The organism is Mesorhizobium sp. M0991 (genome assembly GCF_040318915.1).
Lineage (GTDB): Bacteria > Pseudomonadota > Alphaproteobacteria > Rhizobiales > Rhizobiaceae > Mesorhizobium.
The window spans coordinates 92,742-110,072 of record NZ_JAMYNE010000021.1 but is presented as its reverse complement, the minus strand read 5'-3'; the positions used below and the strand labels follow the sequence as shown (position 1 = coordinate 110,072).

Below are 17,331 nucleotides of genomic sequence, written 5' to 3'. Positions count from 1 at the left end.
AAATTCAAATGCTCTAATTTCTAGGAGCTTGCCGGTTACTTCCCCAGCTCCAGGGTGGGTAGCACAAGCGCATGTAGCCGCTACGTCCCCAACAGCTTGGACGCTGACAGCATACGCCATTTGCGCGCTTGTCAAATAGTCGGCGCTTGGCCGGGCCGGTGAACTTTGCGTTGTCGCGTCTTGGAGACACAAACGGCGTTCTAGTCTTCATCCCAAAAATCCTGCAGCGAGGCGTGCCGATGGTCTTCCTCGCCCCGGAGGTGCTTCACGCGGACCTTGATGCCCGCTTGCGAAGGCCATAGTTGAGACGGTTGAAAGGCTGAGCCGGTGCCCCCGCGTTGACCAGTTGCCGACCGGCTAGTGCAGCTTCTCGACTCTTGCCCGGAATGGCGGCATTCCTCTTCCGGGAGAGCGGGCGTGGGCAAAGGCCACCGTTATCAAGGCGCCAATCAGGCTGACCGCTGGCGAAGGCGCGCCGGCAGAAGAATGCCGTCACGGCGGCTGCCGCGACCCCTCTTGGGACTGATCTTCCTCGGCGCCGGCACGCTTGCCGCCGCAGTCACCCAATTCGCGATCCAGAGCACCGCCGGCCAACAGAGCACGATAACAAACTGGACAGAACCATTGCCTGGCCACATGGAAGGCCGCGCCTCGGTGATCGATGGCGACACAGTAGAGATTGCAGGCCAAAGGATTCGTTTCAATGGCATCGACGCGCCCGAGAGCCGTCAGCACTGCGACGACGCCAAGGGCTTTGACTACCCATGCGGGCGCCGCACTGCCCAAGCCTTGGACAAGTTCCTGGCAGCTTCGCGACCGCTGCATTGCAGTTTTGTCGATCGTGATCGGTACGGGCGTCTTGTCGGGAACTGCGATCGGGCGGACGGTCGTAGCGTTCAGCGCTGGCTTGTCGAGCAGGGCTTGGCACTGGACTGGCCCCTCTACAGCCACGGCGCCTATGCGGGGCAGCAGGCGAAGGCAGAGGCGGCAAAGCTCGGTCTGTGGGCCGGAACTTTTCAGGCGCCTTGGGTGTGGCGTCTAGCGCATGCCGACAACCGGCCGCTTTCTAACCAGCCGCTTGGCTTAATCAACCGCCATCAGGTCGCACAAAGCGGCTATTCATGCGAGCCGCGGCGCACCTGTTCCCAAATCAGCTCGTGCGATGAAGCAAGTTGGTACCTAGCCAACTGCTCTTGGGGCCGCAAGCTAGACCGCGACAAAGACGGCATCGCCTGCGAAAGCCAGTGTTGAACCTGCAGGTGCTGCCGCTTCACGGTCGCACGCACGTCGGTGTTGGCGCCGCGGCGCGTTGGGGTGGGTTTGGTCATGTGGAGGGGCTCCTAATGAAAAGGCCGCCTCGACGGGTGGCTTTTGAACGGTGACGGACTGCCGTTCCAAGCGGACCAGCTATTGTCGACTAAATGAAAGCGGGAAGATCCAACGATGCCTCCAAAATACGTGCCGCCCTCCGGTTCATGAGACAGCTTTCAGCGGCATTCCAAATCGGCAGGGAATTCGGCAGAGCCGAGGCCGAAGTTATGTTGTCACCGCCCGTCGATTATGATCGCCACCCATCGACAACGAGCGATGCAGAACACGGCGAGCCGACCTGACGTTATCATTCGCTGGCCTCAAGTCCGGCCTGATTTTCCAGAACTCGTTGCAACTGATGCGGCGAACTTTGACGCTGCCGTCTCAACAATGACCGTGCGAGATGTGGTCATATGGCGTCTTCGGGAAGGGCGCTCGCTGCGCGGTTCCGGCAAGGCCGGTCTTCATCATCGCCAACGCGGCGAAGGTCTTCTGTCACGCTATGCAGGAACGGAGTGCGTCAAAATTGACACGGGCTCGGCACGAGCTGCTCAAGTGCGGACGGTGATGGGAGCCACGGCCGGCTGGCTGCTTTTTGCCGCGCGCGAGATGGGAGGAGGCGGCTGAAGTGATGTTTGGGCCCCGGCGACCTGATTCCGTTCTTTCGGATACGGAACGGAAACTTTGTCACATTTTTGGTTTCGACGCACGCTACGTCAGGAAGCAGCTAGGGCAATGAAGAGCGATTGTCCTTGCCTGTTTATGCGCAACAGAATGGGCTTGTGCTGCTGCCGGGATCTTGCCCACTCCTCCTGGATATCTGACGGCTGTGCCACATCCCGGTTGTTGGCCGAGACAATCACGTCGCCAGGTCGAAGGCCGTTCTCGGCGGCGGGGCTATTCGGCGCCACTTCCTGGATAAACACGCCGGTGGTACCCGGCTGCAGACCCAGTTGCTGGCGCGCTTCGTCCGGAATGGGGCTGAGCGACAGCCCGAGGCGTTGGTCCGCCGCTTCCGGACTCGGAACGGCACCGGTCTGTACCTCCTCGTCCTTGCGTTGACCGAGGGTCAGTTCCACCTCCTGCTGGGAGCCGCCGCGGTTCCTTGTCAGCGTGGCTTTCGACCCCGGCTTTTCGTTAGCTGCCGCCAGCGTCAAGTCATGGACGCCCTGAACCTCCTTGCCGTTGAACCGGGTGATCACATCCCCCGATTGCAAGCCGGCCTTGTCTGCCGGACTGCCGGGCTCGACCGAGGCGACCAGCGCTCCCTTGGTGCTCGATATGCCAAGCGCCTGGGCAAGCGACGGCGTCACCTCCTGGAGACGCACTCCGATGAACCCGCGCTCGATCCGGCCGGTGCGGATCAGCTGATCGGCGACGCTCCGTGCGGTTCGGGACGGCACGGCGAAACCGATGCCTATGCTGCCGCCAAACGGAGAGACGATGGCCGTATTGACCCCGATCACTTCGCCGCGCGCGTTAAACAGGGGGCCGCCCGAATTGCCTCTATTGATCGAGGCGTCTGTCTGGAGGAAATCGTCGTAAGGGCCGGCTTGGATGTCGCGCGAGCGGGCGGAAAGAACGCCGACGGTCACGGTTCCCCCGAGCCCGAAGGGACTGCCAATCGCGATCGTCCAGGCACCCGGCTGCATTGCGTCAGAGTCACCCCAGGCGGTGGTCGTCATGTTGGGGCGTGGATCGACCTTCAGCACCGCGATGTCGGTTGCTGGATCGCGGCCCACAAGTCGCGCGGGCGAAGTCTCCTTATCGGAGAATACGACGTGGATTTCGGTGGAGTCGGCCACGACATGATTGTTGGTGACGATGTAGCCCTCCGGACTGACCACGAAGCCGGAGCCAAGAGCTTCTCGCACCTGCGGCTGGGCAGGCCCGCGGCTGTCGAAGGGGTTGAGAAAATCGTCGAGCATCGTTTGGTCCTGGATGATCTGCCTCGTCGTGATCGCGACCACGGCCGGCAGCTTCTGACGCACGATTGCGCTGAAGTCGTTCGGGATTTCCTGTGCTGAAACCGGAGCAAAGCCGCCAGCCGAGAGCATCAAGATTCCTGCGACGAGGCCCATGCTCAGTCGCTTCCTGGAAATGTAAGACATGACTGATTCTCCTGCCCGACCGCCCTGGCGCTGCCGCGCGACTTTTCCCAGACGCAAGAACTGACATTCACGCCGATTGTTTCACCGGTTCGAAAAAATGTTGATGGTGGGCTGAACTGCGAGGATTTGGCCTTGTCGGGCCATTGAAATTTGGTCGAAACTCTCCAAAATTTTCAGCTGGTGGAAATCGCGAGAGCCACCAAAGATGACATCAACAAAGGAGACTATTCAAAGCGGAGGACCATCGATGGAAGGAGCCATTTCGACGAGTTTTCCCCCAATCGGGCCCGAGGGCCCTGATGTTTTCCTTGACCGGTTGCTCCATCCGGCACGGCATTTCGAGCGACCTGAGAACGTGCTGACCGACGTGATGCTGGACTTCCAGGAGAAGCGTGCAATCCTTTCGTCCTGGGCATCGGATGCCTGTGCAGTGGAATCGGTGCCGGCGCTGCGCATGCCGCCGGGCGCAACCGAACCGGTCAGCTTCGATGCCATCATGGACGCGTTGCGCCAATTGGATCAATTGGAGAAGCTTCCCGGCGCCGGTCGCGGTCGTGAAATCGAAAGTATCGCGGTCACCGGTTTTACAGCATCCGTCGATCGACTTTGAGTTGAACGCGGCCACTCTCTGCATCCGAGGCATCCGCCCGCCGGCGAGGATTGGCCGGCGGGCGGGATAGACGTGTTCTTAGCGACCATTCGTCGCGACCATTCGTCTGGCTGAAAATTTTCCTATAGCCCCTTGAACGCGTAAGGCACTGTTCTAAATAACTAATCGCCGGTCGCCAGATGGGGCCGGCGCAGGTCCAGGAGGCGTCAAGGCTCTCTTGGCGTCTCCTTGTATCCATGTTGCTCAAAGGAGGATGTGGCTATGAGGACAAACCTCGATTTTACCCCTCTGTTCCGGTCCAGCATCGGCTTCGACCGCATTTTCAACATGCTGGAAAATGCGAGCCGTGTCACTGCGATAGACAATTGGCCGCCCTATGACATCGCCAAGGCTGGTGAGGACGCCTATCGCATCACCATGGCGGTCGCCGGCTTCTCGCAGGATCAGCTAACCATCACTCATCAACCTAACCTGCTGGTTGTGAGCGGGTCGCAATCTGGCGACGATGACGGCCAGTATCTCTATCGCGGCATAGCCGGGCTCGGCTTCGAGCGTCGGTTCGAACTGGCCGACCATGTGAAGGTCGTTGGCGCCAGCCTGGACAATGGGCTGCTGAACATCGATCTCAAGCGCGAGCTTCCCGAAGAGATGAAGCCGCGCCGGATCGCCATCGCCGGCAGCACGGCAAAGGCAGCACCGCGGCAGATCGAGGCCGAAAAGAACGCAGCCTGAAGTCAGCGTGAACCAGAAGCGACAGGCACCGGCAATCGTCCGGTGCCGCGCGGTTGAACGTGGAGGTGAATGACAATGAACATGCGTGACCTTATCCCGTGGGGCCGCAACAACAACCAGGCCCCGAGCATCTATAGCGGTGGCGACCCGTTCCTTTCGCTTCACCGCGAGGTAAACCGGCTCTTTGACGATATGTTGAGGAGCTTCGAGACGCGCTTGCCTGCTGCGGGGCAGCTTTCGCCTTTCGATAGCGGCTGGCCGAAGGTGGAGATCTCGGAGTCGGATAATGAGCTTCGCGTCACCGCCGAGGTCCCCGGCATGGAAGAGAAGGACATCGAAGTTCTGCTCGACGAAGACGTGCTGACCCTGCGTGGCGAAAAGCAGTCGGAGACCGACGAGAAGGACTACTCCGAGCGCTTCTATGGTCGCTTCGAGCGGCGCATACCCCTTGGCTACGAGGTCGAGGACGACAAGGTCAAGGCGTCCTTTGCCAATGGCGTCCTGACCCTGACGCTGCCGAAGAACCCGAACGCGCAGTCGAAGGTGAAGCGCATCCCGATCACCCACTGACGCATGGAGCAAGTCGGAGGCGGCAGGCCGCTGCCTCCGGCGCATCCTTCGCCAAAATGGGAGGGATGAGTGATGCAGAAGCAAGAAAGAGAAGTCACACCAGTCGTAGAAAATCTCGAACTGGCAAACGACAACCGCGGGCGAGCGCCGCTGTTCGGCAGATCCGAGTTCCCGAGTGATGCGGTCGCACGGATCTACAAGCCTTGCCGCTCAGTCATGACCTCCGGCCGTGCGCGGCCGAAGGTCTGGCGGCTGGTGCTCGAGCGGCGTACTGCGCCGGTCATTGAACCGCTGATGGGCTACACCGGAAGTGGTGACACGCTGACCCAGGTGGAGCTCGATTTTCCGACGGCTCAGGCGGCCATCGACTATGCCGAACGGCAGGGGCTTGCCTACGCGGTTCAAGGAAGCCCGGCGGCCAAAAAGTTCAGTGTCGAATCTTCCGATGCGGACAAGCGGCTGCAGGCCGGCGTACGGCGGGGTTTCGCAGGCGCCACATTATGGACCGGCGCTGACGGACGAGGAGGCGTTTTATGCATCGCCGATGGACGTGGTCGTCGATCCTCGTCTGGCAGCCGACGAGAAACGCGCCATCGTGCGAAACTGGGCGTGGAACGAGTATCTGGTCGATCTCGCGACGGCCGAGGGGATGCCGGAAAACGCGCGTCCGACGCGGCTCGACGAAGTGGAATTGGCCCTGCTCGCGCTGGTGCAGCAGCGCGGCATCCGCCCCTAAGCTCACAAGACCTCGCGCCCGCCGGTCCAATCCTGCTGTCTAAAAAGATCAGGACGTCCCGACGAGGGCGATGGTCAGCAGAGACACAAAAAGGACAAGAGCGATCGCAGCGCCCCAGAAGAGAACTTTTTCGGTGCCGCGTTGCTCTTCCTCGCGAGATATGTCTTTCGCCATTGGATACATCCTTTGCGATGATCAACGACTTGCAACGTGCCGCGCCAAGGCTGAGTTCCTGCAACTATCTTGTCCCTTCGGCACTGAGAGAAAGAGCTCGGAATCAAGCCTCGTGTTGTCCAACCGTCGGTTGGTGGACGTATTGCAGCTGATGCATCTAAATCCCTGTGATCCGCGCGCACCGGGCATGCCCGACCCGAGCCCCCGCCGGGTGCAACAGCGCTTGATCGGCCCGCCGCATCAAACTGTGCGGCGGGCTTTTTCACTCACGCGATGGAACACCGGCGCGTAGGGAAAGTTCTGCCACGCAGCAAACTCTTTCCCTCATATTTTTGCTGCCAGATCGGATAGCTCCGATCGGCCCACGTCGTTCTTTCCTCCGGCGACGTGGGCTCGCCGTCCTCGCTATCGGTTGAGTAGCCATAGAACAAACGAAAGCACGATGCTGATCAGAATCCCAGTGCCGATCGGAGCGTAAAACGTGAAGTTCTCACGTTGGATCACGATGTCACCGGGCAATCTGCCCGGACCGACCCGCGACAACCAGGACCACAATAGGCCTATGGCAACTATAATCAGACCATTGACAATCAGAGTTCTGGACATGGCGGCATCCGGCCGGGAATATAGTGGCTGACCATGAACGTTGCGATAGTGGTCATTCGTCGCCTCAAGCCGATCCGCTCAATTTGCAACTCCGCGGATTGCCGTGACAAAGCTCCCTTTCCCCCGGCTTGGAAGTGCTTAGCTGTCGTCCTTATAAGACTTGGCGGCTTCATCGATCTTACGCCAATCGTTTCCGTGGCGCCGCACAAGCTCTCGCGCCTGGGCTGGCGATACACTTTGCGTTTCGACGATGTGGTTCACTTCCGTCTCCTCGCCTTTCAGGGGACGCGAACGAGGGCTCGTTGGCCGTCTGGCCGCTGGGTTTTTTGCATCTCGTCTGGGCATGAATGGACCTCTCCTGGAGCAGAATAAACGGTCTGGCGCGGCGAAGGTTTCGCCACGCTAGCTCGTTGAGCAGTTTCACCGATCGCCTCCTTGGCTGCCCCTTGCGGCTCTGACCATACGTTCTGGTGTTCTTGGACCCGAATGAGCTGCACCGCGTTGTTTGCGAGCAGTGCTGTGCTTCGCAATCTGATGGAAAAATCCGACGCCCCTGCTGCACCGCAGCCAGCTCCTTGAGCCGAAGCGCGCTTTCCGTACGATCGCGCGGCGGTTGAGCGGTTTCGACAGGCATTTCCGCGCGCCAGGTGGAGTTACGAGCGCAAAAGCTGGTTCATGCCGGGAAAGACTGCCGCGCGGCGCATCCAGCGCTGGCAGGCGCAAGAGGCGGATCTACGAGTAGCACATGATGACAGCAAGGGACGGCATGCCTTGCGCGTAAGCCGGATCGAGTTCGATGGCACGTTCGAGCAGCACGAGCGCTCGCCTCACTCGCTCAGGCATGCCGGAATCAACGTCGAGTTGGGCCCGCAGCACAAGGTCGTAAGCATCGAGATTGTCGGAGCGCCTGCGCTTGACCCTCTCGATTTCTGCACGCCGCAGACTCGGTGCGATTGCGCCGATAGCCGACATGGCGATCGCATCCTGAAGCCCGAAGATATCGTCAGAGCTGCGGTCATACCGCTCGGCCCACACATGAGCGCCGGTCGATGCATCGATCATCTGGCCGGACATGCGCACGTGGCCGCAGGCTCTCCGCACGCTGCCTTCGAGCACATATCGTACGCCAAGCTCGCGGCCGATCTGCTTCACGTCCACGGCACGACCCTTGTAGGTAAACGTCGAATTTCGCGCGATGACGAGCAGCCACTTGATGCGCGCCAGGCCGGTGATGATATCGTCAACCATCCCGTCGGCGAAATAGTCCTGCTCCGGATCGCCGCTTAGGTTCGAAAATGGCAAAACCGCGACAGACGGTTTGTCCGGCAATGTCAGCGTTGCCGTTGCTGCGCCCCCGGGTGTCGGATCACGGTTACCGGCTGTGACCGCCGGCCCCACATAGCGATAGCCGCGTCGCGGCAGCGTTTCGATCCAGCATGCGCCAGCCGCCAGTTCCTCAAAGAGCCGCCGAACTGCCGCGATCTGGACCGTCAGGTTGCTGTCCTCAATGGCATGTCCGGGCCACGCCGCCTCGATCAGAACTGCCTTCGGAACCGGTGCGCCCGCCCGTTCCACAAGCAGCGCAAGCAGCGCGAGCGCCCGCTGTCCGAGCGACGTCGGCTCTACGCCGTGGAATAGAATTCCAGCATCGGTGTCGAGGCGAAATGGACCAAACGCGAGGATTGTCGCCATTCCCAAAGAAGATATCGTCTGTGAATTTTTCGCAACGATTTCGGAACGGCTTCACGACTCGCGGAAACGGGGAGCGCATCTTGTCCACGTGCTAGCGGAGTAGCACCCAGCCAATGGAGGATCAGATGAGCGTCGCTCCCGTCATTCGCATGCCCGGCGAGAACAATGGAGTCAGGTTGCGTGGCTCTCCGATGGCGTTCCTTGTCACCGGCAACGATACGAAACACACGAGCATGTTCGACTGGACGATCCCTGCTGGCTTCGCAACCGGGTTCCATGTTCATCGCGTACAGGAGGAAACCTTCTACGTGCTTGAGGGCGAATGCGTCTGGCATGTTGGGGACAAGACGATCCGCGCGACCCCGGGCACCTGCCTGTTCATTCCACCGGGCGTTCCGCACAACATCACCAATGTCGGCGAAGAGCCGGCCGCCCGGACACGAGCACTATTTTGAAGAGCTTGCCAGGCTCGCTGCGCACGGCTCTCCGGATCCGAAAGCGCTTGCAGACTTGCGGAACCGTTACGACACTGACCAGCTTTCTACCCTGACGACAAGAGCCTAAGCTCGATTTGCAATATCGGGTCATGGCGCAGCACCGCTCATGGCGTCGGCACCAGCGATGTCCGCTTTCAGGGGGCGTGCAGGGCCGCAACAAACGACCGAGGTTGGGCGCTTTGCGGTTAGGCAGATTTTGGGCCGAACAGCGGAATGGCGGCTTTTGGCGTCCGAAGAACGATAGCGGACGTTCAGCGGGTGGGTCCGGCCGCAGCAAACTTGAACTGGCCATTCGCAACCCCGTAAACAGTCTCCATGACAGCGAGGCGCTGGCGGGACGTTCGGCGTAGCAAGTTTTGCGCTCGCTACCTACGCAAATTGGGCGTATCGTGGCATATCGTCTGTTGCTAATAAATGAGCCGGCGACTGAGAGCGCAAGACTCTCGCATCGGACTAGGCGCGCTAGGTTCCACAACTACTCGTCGCGCTCACCAGACCATCTGCCTCTGCTGAAACCTCTTTTCCTCGGTTCCGGCCAGTATTGCTTTTGCCAATCGGAAGAGGAGCGTTCTGATGCAGATCATCCAAACCCGCCGCCGGTTCCTAGCCGGCGCTGCAATGGCAGGCGCTGCCGGTATCGTCGGTGTTCCAGGGTCACTCCACGCGGAACCGCCGTTGGAAACGACCACGGTTCGTCTGCCGCTGTGGGTCGGTAGTTCCTACTGTTGGGCAGGTGCGTACATCGCCGGAGAACTGATGCGCGCCGAGGGTCTTACCGATGTCCGCTACATAGAAGGCGACAGAAGCGTCAACCAATCGGTATGGATCGCACGCGGTGAGACCGATTTCTCCGTGAACTTTGCGCCGAACCAGGTCGCGTCGATCGCCGCCGGCGTGCCGATCAAGGTGCTGACCGGGTTGCACTCGGGATGCCTCGAACTGATCGCCAAGGAGAGCATTCGCAGCGTCACGGATCTGCGGGGCAAGAGAGTGGGCGTGAACGGTTTCAACAACTCGCGGCACGTGTGGCTGTCCCTCATGTCCGCCTATGTCGGACTCGATCCAGTGAACGATATCCAATGGGTCTTGACTAACGACGTCAAGCCGACGGAACTCTTCGTCGAAGGGAAGATCGACGCATTCCTGGGGACGCCGCCCCAGCCGCAGGAGCTGCGCGCCAAGAAGATCGGCCACACGATCCTCAACAATGCCGTCGACCGCCCGTGGTCACAGTATTTCTGCTGCATGATTTCGGCCACGACGGACTATGTGACAAGATACCCGGTGGCGACCAAGCGGGTCTTGCGATCCATCCTCAAGGCCGCCGACCTCTGCGTGTCGGATCCCGAAAGTGTGGCCCAGCAGATGGTCGATCGCGATTTCGAGACCAGCTATGACTACGCGCTCCAAACTCTGAAGGACATTCGGTACGACCGCTGGCGGGAATTCGATCCCGAAGACTCCCTGCGGTTCTACACACTGCGCATGCAGGAGACGGGCATGATCAAGTCGAGCCCGCAACAAATTATCGCCAACGGAACGGACTGGCGCTTCCTCGACGAGTTGAAGCGTGAGCTGAAAACCTGATCCCATCTGGTCTCGAGGGGAGACGTAGACATGCAAATCATTCAGAGCCGCAGGCGCTTCCTGGCCGGCCTGACGGCTGCCGGCACCGCAAGCCTCGTCGGCACTCCAACTCGAGTTCTTGCCGAGCCAGGGCCGGAGACCACACGCATTCGCTTGGCCAAGATCCCTAGCATCTGCGTGGCGCCACAGTATGTTGTAGAGGACCTGCTGCGCGCTGAGGGCTTCACCGAGGTTGCCTATGTCGCGGCAGGCCCCGGTGCGGCCACGGCCTCCGCGGTGGCGAATGGCGAGATCGACTTTAGCCTCAACTTCGTGACAAATTCGATCGTCGCCTTGGACTCCGGTGCGCGGCTCACTCTGCTCGGCGGCGTCCATCCCGGTTGCTTCGAGCTGTTTGCCAAGCACGGGATCGACAGCGTCGTCGATCTGAAAGGCCGGAACGTCGGCGTCCAGGGGCTCGGTTCGGGGCCGCATCTGTTCCTCGCCAGCATCGCCGCCTATGTCGGGCTCGATCCGGCGCGCGACATCAACTGGGTGGTGGACCCGGCGGTCAAGCCCAAGGAGCTGTTCGCGCGGGGCGAAATCGATGCATTCCTGGGCTTTCCGCCGGACCCGCAGGAATTGCGGCGCAGCAAGGTCGGGCACGTGATCGTCAACAGCACAGTGGACCGACCTTGGTCGCAATATTTTTGCTGCATGCTGTCCGGCAACAGCGATTTTGTGGCCGCGCATCCGGTTGCTACCAAGCGGGTGCTGCGCGCCATCCTCAAGGCCGCGGATCTATGCACCGCCGCGCCGGCCTTGGTTGCCGAGCGCTTGGTCGCGGGCGGATTCGCCAGCCGCTACGATGACGCGTTCGCAGCGATCAGCGAGTTGCCCTACCGGAAATGGCGGGACTACGATTCAACTGACACCGTCCGCTTCTATGCGCTGCGGCTGAAGGAAATCGGTTTGATCGGGTCCACACCCGACAGGATCATCGCCAACGGAACAGACTGGCGCTTCCTCAACGAGCTAAAGCGAGAGCTGAAGACGTAGACCTATCGCCGATACGCGTTGCCTTTTCAAGGGAAGGAGAGACTCGTGCAGATTGTCCAGAACCGTCGCCGTTTCCTCACAGGCTTGTCTGCGCTCGCTGCAGCAGGCCTTGCCAACGGCCGCAACGCGGCCGCCGCCGAAGCGGCACCTGAAACCACGACCGCCCGCTTTGCGGCGGCGCCTGGTATCTGCATCGCTCCGCAGTACGTCGCCGAGGATCTGATCCGCGCAGAGGGGTTCTCAGATTTCGGCTTCGTGGCCGCCGAGGCCGGTATCGCCCAGACCGAGATGCTGGCGCGCGGCGACATCGACTTCGGCATTGACTTTGCCACGGCCCTAATCATTCCGGTCGACACTGGCGCCCCGATCAAGGTGATCTCCGGAGTGCATGTCGGCTGCTACGAGTTGTTCGGACGCGAGGACATCAAGAGCATCGCGGATCTCAAGGGCCGCAAGGTCGGCGTCGGCGGCAATCTATCGTCGGATCCACATATCTTCGTCAGCGCCATGGCGACCTATGTCGGCCTCGATCCGCAACGCGACATCGAATGGATCGTCGGCGAGGCAAAGCCGGCGGAGCTCTTCGCCGATGGCAAGGTCGACGCCTTCCTGGCCTTTCCGCCTGAGGCTCAAGACCTCCGCGCCCGCAAAGTCGGCCACGTCATCCTCGACAGTTCCAAGGACCGGCCGTGGTCGCAATATTACTGCTGCATGCTAGCGGTCAACGCCGCGTATGCCGAGAAAAATCCAGCCGCCACCAAGCGGGTCATCCGGGCGATCATCAAATCGGCCGACATCTGCGCGGCTGAACCGGAACGGGTGGCACGCCTTCTGGTGGATCGCGGACACACCGAACAATACGACTACGCTTTGCAGTCGCTCCGCGAGCTCCCATACTCTAACTGGCGCGACTTCGATCCCGAGGACACGATGAGGTTCTTCTCGCTGCGGCTGCATGAAGCCGGGATTGTCAAGTCGAGCCCAAACGAGATCATCGCGAACGGCACGGATTGGCGCTTTTTCAACGAGGTCAAGCGCGAGATGAAAGGCTGAGTCTGCTCGTGCCGAGGGAGAGGAGACGTGACATGGAGATTGTCCAGAGCCGCCGCCACTTCATGATGGGCCTGTCGGCGGTCGGCGCCGCGGGTCTCGTCAAAGTGCCGACATCGGCTCATGCCGAGCCGGCGCCAGAGACCACGACAGTGCGTTTGCCAAGGACGTTCCGCGCCCTTTGCGAAGCACCCAAGAATATCGCCGGGGAGTTATTGCGGGCCGAAGGGTTCACCGATGTACGCTACATAGACTTGGCCGCCGACTCCGATCCGTTCGCGATGCTCGCAAACGGCGAACTGGATTTCGCCACCGACTTTCCGCCACCGCACATCATGGCGATCGAGGCCGGCATGCCGATAAAGGTGGTCACCGGCCTGCACTCCGGCTGCCTCGAACTGATCGTCAACGAAAGCATTAACAGCATCTCCGACCTCAAGGGCAAGAGGGTGGGCGTGTTCGCGCTGACCTCAGCTCCGCACATGCTCGTAACCCTCATGGCCGCCTATGTCGGTCTCGATCCCGCCACCGATCTCAAGTGGGTCGCGAACCCGGACGTCAGCTCGATGCAACTATTTAACGAAGGAAAGGTCGATGCCTTTCTGGCGGTGCCACCCGAGCCGCAGGAGCAGCGCGCCCGGAACGTCGGCCACACAATCCTTAATACGACCGTCGACCGGCCATGGTCGCAACACTACTGCTGCATGCTTGCCGGCCGCGCGGACTATGTCGACAGACACCCCGTGGCGACCAAACGCGTGCTGCGAGCGATCCTCAAGGGCGCCGACATCTGCGTGTCGGATCCGCAACTGGCTGCGCAACTATCGGTCGAGGGCAAGTTCACCGATCAATACGACTATGCATTGGAGGGCTTGCGCGAAGCGCGCTACGACGTGTGGCGGGAGTTCGATCCCGAAGACACAATGCGCTTCTACGCGCTGCGGATGAACGAAGTCGGCTTCATCGAGGCCGGCCCTAACAAGATTATCGCCAACGGCACGGATTGGCGTCTCTTCAACGAGATCAAGCGCGAGATGAAAACGTGAGCGAGTGGCCGGCGCGCATCTTGGTGCTGGCGCTGATGGCCGGGCCGGCACACGCGCACGACGCGCCGCACGACGAGCGCCTGCCGACGATTGGACCGGCGCCCGACTTCAGCCTGGTATCGCAGGATGGCGAACCTGTGTCGCTGCACGACTTTCGTGGCAAGGTGGTCGCCGTTGCATTCATCTATACGTACTGTACCGACGTCTGCCCGATGCTGACCGCTCATATGGCCAGCGTGCAGGAGAAGCTGGGCTCGACGTTCGGATCGAAGATTGTCTTCGTTTCGATCACCGTCGACCCGGAGCGCGATACGCCCGATGTTTTGAAGGCATATGCGCAGAATTTTGGCGCCGATCTGAGAGGCTGGTCGTTTCTTACCGGTGATCCGGCGGTTGTCCATGAGGTTGGACGGAAATACGGGGTCATCGCGAAGAAGGCGGCGAACGGAGATGTCGACCATACCTTGCTGACGTCGCTCGTGGACCCGGACGGCATCTTGCGCGTACAGTATCTCGGCGTCCGGTTCGACCTAGAGGAGTTCCGGGATGACCTTGTCAGCCTCTTGGACGAATCCAAGTAACATAACGAACTGGCTCGTCGGCTGGGTTGCCCGGCTGCCGGCGCGCGTCCAGACCAAGCTCTTGATCGCGTTCCTGTCGATCGTCGGCCTGTTGATCGTGCTCGGGGCCGTCGGGTTGCAGGTGCTGAGTGGGGTCAATGATCAAACAAACGAGCTGATCAAGCTGCAGCGCAGGATCGCGGCCTATCGCCAGGTGCAGCACGATACGACCACCCAGCTCTACGGCATCTCCACCGCCCTGTTGCTTCAGGACAACCGGATGCTGGATGGGGCGCTGCGCCAGCTCAACCAGTTTGGCTATGACCTCGACCGCATGGAGTTCGTCGCTGAAACTGAGGCGGAGGTGCTGGGCCAGGTCCGACAGGAGTACGAACGGCTTGCGGCCGGCGTGACGCATGTCGCGGAGCTCTTCCGCGCCGGTCGCACGGCGGAGGCGCGCAAGGTTCAGCTGGATGAGATCATGCCGTCGGCCGACCGCCTCGAGCGACTGACGAACCAGCTGGTCAACATGGCCGAAGCCGACATGGTGGCGGCCATCGAAGCGAGCGAGGGGGCGTACGGCACCTCTCGACTGATCGTGGTCGCTTTTGCTGTGGGCAGCATCCTGCTCGCGCTTGCGCTTGGCTACATCATCTCCTGGTCGTTGATCGAACCGGTCAAGAAGATCGAGACGCGTCTCAGTCAGATAGCGGCCGGCGACTTCGCCCAACAGGTTGCCGTCGCCAATCGCGACGAACTTGGAGTGCTCGCCACTAACGTCAACCAGACCTCCGACCAGCTGGGGCGCCTGTATCAGGAGATTGAGACGCGCACCCAGCAGCTCGACGAGGCCCTTCAGCAGCAGACAGCCACTGCAGACGTTCTGAAGGTCATCAGCCGCTCTACCTTCGATCTGCAGGTCGTGCTCGATACGTTGGTGGAATCGGCTGTCAGGCTCTGCCGTGCCGACAAGGGTGGTATCGTGCAGTTGCTTGATGGCGTATTCCGCTATGTGTCGACGCATGGCTACCCGCCCAGCTTCCGTGCTTATGTCGACGCCAATCCACTTCCAGAGCTTGCCGCAGGCCGAGGCTCCGCCGTAGGGCGCGTAATCGAAGAACGGCGGATCGTGCAAATCGAAGACGTGACCGCTGATCCGGACTACCGCGTTGTCTTGATCGCTGAGGCAGGGGGATTCCGCACCGTCCTCGCTGCCCCGCTGTTGCGGGAAGGTGATCTCGTTGGCGTATTCGTCATGACGAGGGTTGAGCCGCAACCTTTCAATCCCAAGGAGATCGCGCTCGTCGAGACATTCGCCGACCAAGCCGTGATCGCCATCGAGAATGCGCGGCTCTTCGAGGCGGTGCAGTCACGGACGCGCGAGCTTGCCGCGTCTGTTGGTGAGCTCGAGGCGCTTGGTGAGGTGAGCAAGGCGGTCAATTCGACGCTGGATCTCGACACCGTGCTGAAAACGATCGTCGCCAAGGCGGTCCAGTTGTCGGAGACGGATGCTGGCACCATCTACGTGTTCAGCAGCACGCGGCAGCAATTCCGTCCGCGCGCGAACTTCGGTATGAGTGATGAGCTTATCGCTGCAGTCTCACACCAGACGATCGGGCTGGCCGACATGGGGATCGGCGACGCACCCGAGCGCTGCATGCCGGTGCAGTTTCCCGACCTTAGCGAGGAGACCTCATCCTTCCTTGTAAGAAAGACGATCGTCGAAGCCGGATATCGCGGTATCCTGATCGTTCCGCTGCTGAGGCCCAACAAGATCGTCGGTGCACTGGTCGTCAGGCGCCACAAGCCAGGGGTCTTCCATGAGCAAGTTGTCCATCTGCTGGAGACCTTCGCAGCCCAATCGGTGCTCGCGATCCAGAATGCCAAGCTGTTCCGCGAGATCGAGGAGAAAGGCCGGGAGCTGGAGGCAGCTAGCCGCCACAAGTCCCAGTTCCTCGCGAATATGAGCCACGAGCTCAGGACACCGCTCAATTCAGTCTTGGGCTTCACAGAACTGCTGGTCGATGGCATCTACGGCGAACTCCCGGACAAGGCGAAGACGACCGTCGCGCGCGTGCAGGCAAACGGCCGTCACCTCCTTGAGCTCATCAACGACGTACTCGACCTTTCCAAGATCGAAGCCGGCCAGCTCACGCTGGCGATCGAGGACTACTCCGTCGCGCAGATTGTTCGATCGACCGTTACGGCTGTCGAGCCGCTGGCACGAGCGAAGGGTCTTGAGCTTTCAACGACTGTTGCCGAGAACCTTCCAATCGGCCGCGGGGACGAACGCCGTTTGATGCAGGTCCTGCTCAATCTTGCAGGCAATGCCGTCAAGTTCACCGAAACGGGTGCGGTCGACATTCTTGCCGATGCGGTCGACGGGCACTTCGAGATCACCGTCCGAGACACCGGTCCCGGCATCGCGTCCAAGGACCAGGCTCTCATCTTCGAAGAATTCCAGCAGGTCGACAACAGCAGCACCAGGCAGAAGGGTGGCACAGGTCTTGGCCTGGCGATCTCGAAGCGCATCGTCGAAATGCATGGCGGAACCATAGACGTCGAGTCCGTGATCGGGTCAGGGTCGACATTCCGTCTCAAGGTACCAATCTGGGTGAATGAGGACGTGAGGGCGGCATGAGCAAACGAATCCTTATGGTGGAAGACACCGAGGACAACCGCCAGATCATCCGCGATCTCATTGCCACCACCGAATACGAACTGATCGAGGCGGCGGACGGCGCCGCCGGCATCGCTGCAGCGGGAGCGCACAGGCCAGACCTGATCCTTATGGACATTCAGCTGCCGGTGATCGACGGGTATGAAGCGACCCGCCGCATCAAGGCCGACCCGGCGCTGCGGCACATTCCGATTATCGCGGTCACCTCCTACGCGCTGTCGGGCGACGAGGCGAAAGCCCTTGCTGCTGGGTGCGATGGCTACATTGCCAAGCCATTCAGTCCGCGCCAGCTGCTCGCCGAGATTCGTCAGTTCTTTTCCTGAGGGGAGAC

At 60.8% G+C, this 17,331-nt stretch carries 18 protein-coding genes and 2 pseudogenes; 15 read left to right on the top strand and 5 right to left on the bottom strand.

Features of this window, described 5'->3' with window-relative positions; all coding sequences use genetic code 11:
* The first annotated feature begins 516 nt into the window (after positions 1 to 516).
* Complete coding sequence (locus NKH70_RS25705; RefSeq protein WP_352508208.1) at positions 517 to 1,251, top strand: thermonuclease family protein; 735 nt, start codon at positions 517 to 519, stop codon at positions 1,249 to 1,251.
* A 336-nt stretch (positions 1,252 to 1,587) separates the two neighbouring features.
* Positions 1,588 to 1,938: a hypothetical protein gene (locus NKH70_RS25700; RefSeq protein ID WP_352508209.1), complete on the top strand. Its 351-nt coding sequence runs from the start codon at positions 1,588 to 1,590 to the stop codon at positions 1,936 to 1,938.
* Positions 1,939 to 2,027: 89 nt separating this feature from the next.
* On the opposite strand, the gene NKH70_RS25695 is transcribed toward NKH70_RS25700, so the two are convergent.
* Complete coding sequence (locus NKH70_RS25695) at positions 2,028 to 3,392, bottom strand: Do family serine endopeptidase (RefSeq protein ID WP_352508210.1); 1,365 nt, start codon at positions 3,390 to 3,392, stop codon at positions 2,028 to 2,030.
* A gap of 277 nt (positions 3,393 to 3,669) precedes the next feature.
* Here NKH70_RS25695 and NKH70_RS25690 point away from each other — a divergent pair, with 277 nt between their 5' ends.
* The 5 genes and pseudogenes from NKH70_RS25690 (at position 3,670) to NKH70_RS25670 (ending at position 6,070) form a co-directional block, all read left to right on the top strand.
* Positions 3,670 to 4,032 (top strand): hypothetical protein, encoded by a 363-nt coding sequence (locus NKH70_RS25690; protein ID WP_352508211.1) that lies wholly within the window; start codon positions 3,670 to 3,672, stop codon positions 4,030 to 4,032.
* A 261-nt stretch (positions 4,033 to 4,293) separates the two neighbouring features.
* On the top strand, positions 4,294 to 4,764 hold the full coding sequence (locus tag NKH70_RS25685; protein ID WP_352508213.1) for an Hsp20 family protein: 471 nt from the start codon (positions 4,294 to 4,296) through the stop codon (positions 4,762 to 4,764).
* A 75-nt stretch (positions 4,765 to 4,839) separates the two neighbouring features.
* The gene (locus NKH70_RS25680; protein ID WP_352517318.1) at positions 4,840 to 5,334 is read left to right on the top strand and encodes an Hsp20/alpha crystallin family protein; all 495 of its coding nucleotides are present in this window, start codon (positions 4,840 to 4,842) and stop codon (positions 5,332 to 5,334) included.
* A 72-nt stretch (positions 5,335 to 5,406) separates the two neighbouring features.
* A pseudogene (locus NKH70_RS25675) lies at positions 5,407 to 5,703 on the top strand (NADH dehydrogenase ubiquinone Fe-S protein 4); the annotation flags it as partial.
* A 175-nt stretch (positions 5,704 to 5,878) separates the two neighbouring features.
* Positions 5,879 to 6,070, top strand: a complete 192-nt coding sequence (locus tag NKH70_RS25670; protein WP_352508214.1) for a hypothetical protein — start codon at positions 5,879 to 5,881, stop codon at positions 6,068 to 6,070.
* A 48-nt stretch (positions 6,071 to 6,118) separates the two neighbouring features.
* Here NKH70_RS25670 and NKH70_RS25665 read toward each other — a convergent pair whose 3' ends face one another.
* The 4 genes from NKH70_RS25665 to NKH70_RS25645 form a co-directional block, all read right to left on the bottom strand.
* Positions 6,119 to 6,244 carry a hypothetical protein gene (locus tag NKH70_RS25665; protein ID WP_023722793.1) on the bottom strand — a complete coding sequence of 42 codons (126 nt, stop codon included), beginning with the start codon at positions 6,242 to 6,244 and terminating at the stop codon, positions 6,119 to 6,121.
* 405 nt (positions 6,245 to 6,649) lie between these two features.
* Positions 6,650 to 6,850 (bottom strand): DUF2905 domain-containing protein, encoded by a 201-nt coding sequence (locus tag NKH70_RS25660; RefSeq protein ID WP_352508215.1) that lies wholly within the window; start codon positions 6,848 to 6,850, stop codon positions 6,650 to 6,652.
* A gap of 138 nt (positions 6,851 to 6,988) precedes the next feature.
* Positions 6,989 to 7,111, bottom strand: coding sequence for a hypothetical protein (locus tag NKH70_RS25655; RefSeq protein ID WP_292654615.1), 123 nt, complete (start codon positions 7,109 to 7,111; stop codon positions 6,989 to 6,991).
* 471 nt (positions 7,112 to 7,582) lie between these two features.
* Positions 7,583 to 8,542, bottom strand: coding sequence for a winged helix-turn-helix domain-containing protein (locus NKH70_RS25645; RefSeq protein WP_352508216.1), 960 nt, complete (start codon positions 8,540 to 8,542; stop codon positions 7,583 to 7,585).
* Between the two features lie 125 nt (positions 8,543 to 8,667).
* Between NKH70_RS25645 and NKH70_RS25640 the strand changes: the two are divergent.
* From NKH70_RS25640 to NKH70_RS25605, 8 genes and pseudogenes are all read left to right on the top strand, one after another.
* Positions 8,668 to 9,106: pseudogene (locus NKH70_RS25640) on the top strand (cupin domain-containing protein).
* Between the two features lie 506 nt (positions 9,107 to 9,612).
* Complete coding sequence (locus NKH70_RS25635; RefSeq protein WP_352508218.1) at positions 9,613 to 10,626, top strand: ABC transporter substrate-binding protein; 1,014 nt, start codon at positions 9,613 to 9,615, stop codon at positions 10,624 to 10,626.
* A gap of 30 nt (positions 10,627 to 10,656) precedes the next feature.
* Complete coding sequence (locus tag NKH70_RS25630) at positions 10,657 to 11,664, top strand: ABC transporter substrate-binding protein (protein ID WP_352508219.1); 1,008 nt, start codon at positions 10,657 to 10,659, stop codon at positions 11,662 to 11,664.
* A 45-nt stretch (positions 11,665 to 11,709) separates the two neighbouring features.
* Complete coding sequence (locus tag NKH70_RS25625; protein WP_352508220.1) at positions 11,710 to 12,717, top strand: ABC transporter substrate-binding protein; 1,008 nt, start codon at positions 11,710 to 11,712, stop codon at positions 12,715 to 12,717.
* A 32-nt stretch (positions 12,718 to 12,749) separates the two neighbouring features.
* On the top strand, positions 12,750 to 13,760 hold the full coding sequence (locus tag NKH70_RS25620; RefSeq protein WP_352508221.1) for an ABC transporter substrate-binding protein: 1,011 nt from the start codon (positions 12,750 to 12,752) through the stop codon (positions 13,758 to 13,760).
* 23 nt (positions 13,761 to 13,783) lie between these two features.
* Positions 13,784 to 14,341, top strand: a complete 558-nt coding sequence (locus NKH70_RS25615; RefSeq protein ID WP_352508238.1) for an SCO family protein — start codon at positions 13,784 to 13,786, stop codon at positions 14,339 to 14,341.
* Positions 14,307 to 16,961, top strand: coding sequence for a GAF domain-containing protein (locus tag NKH70_RS25610; RefSeq protein ID WP_352508223.1), 2,655 nt, complete (start codon positions 14,307 to 14,309; stop codon positions 16,959 to 16,961). Before NKH70_RS25615 ends, NKH70_RS25610 begins: the two co-directional genes overlap by 35 nt.
* The gene (locus NKH70_RS25605) at positions 16,958 to 17,323 is read left to right on the top strand and encodes a response regulator (protein WP_352508224.1); all 366 of its coding nucleotides are present in this window, start codon (positions 16,958 to 16,960) and stop codon (positions 17,321 to 17,323) included. The genes NKH70_RS25610 and NKH70_RS25605 overlap by 4 nt, the downstream gene beginning before the upstream one ends.
* Positions 17,324 to 17,331: the final 8 nt, after the last annotated feature.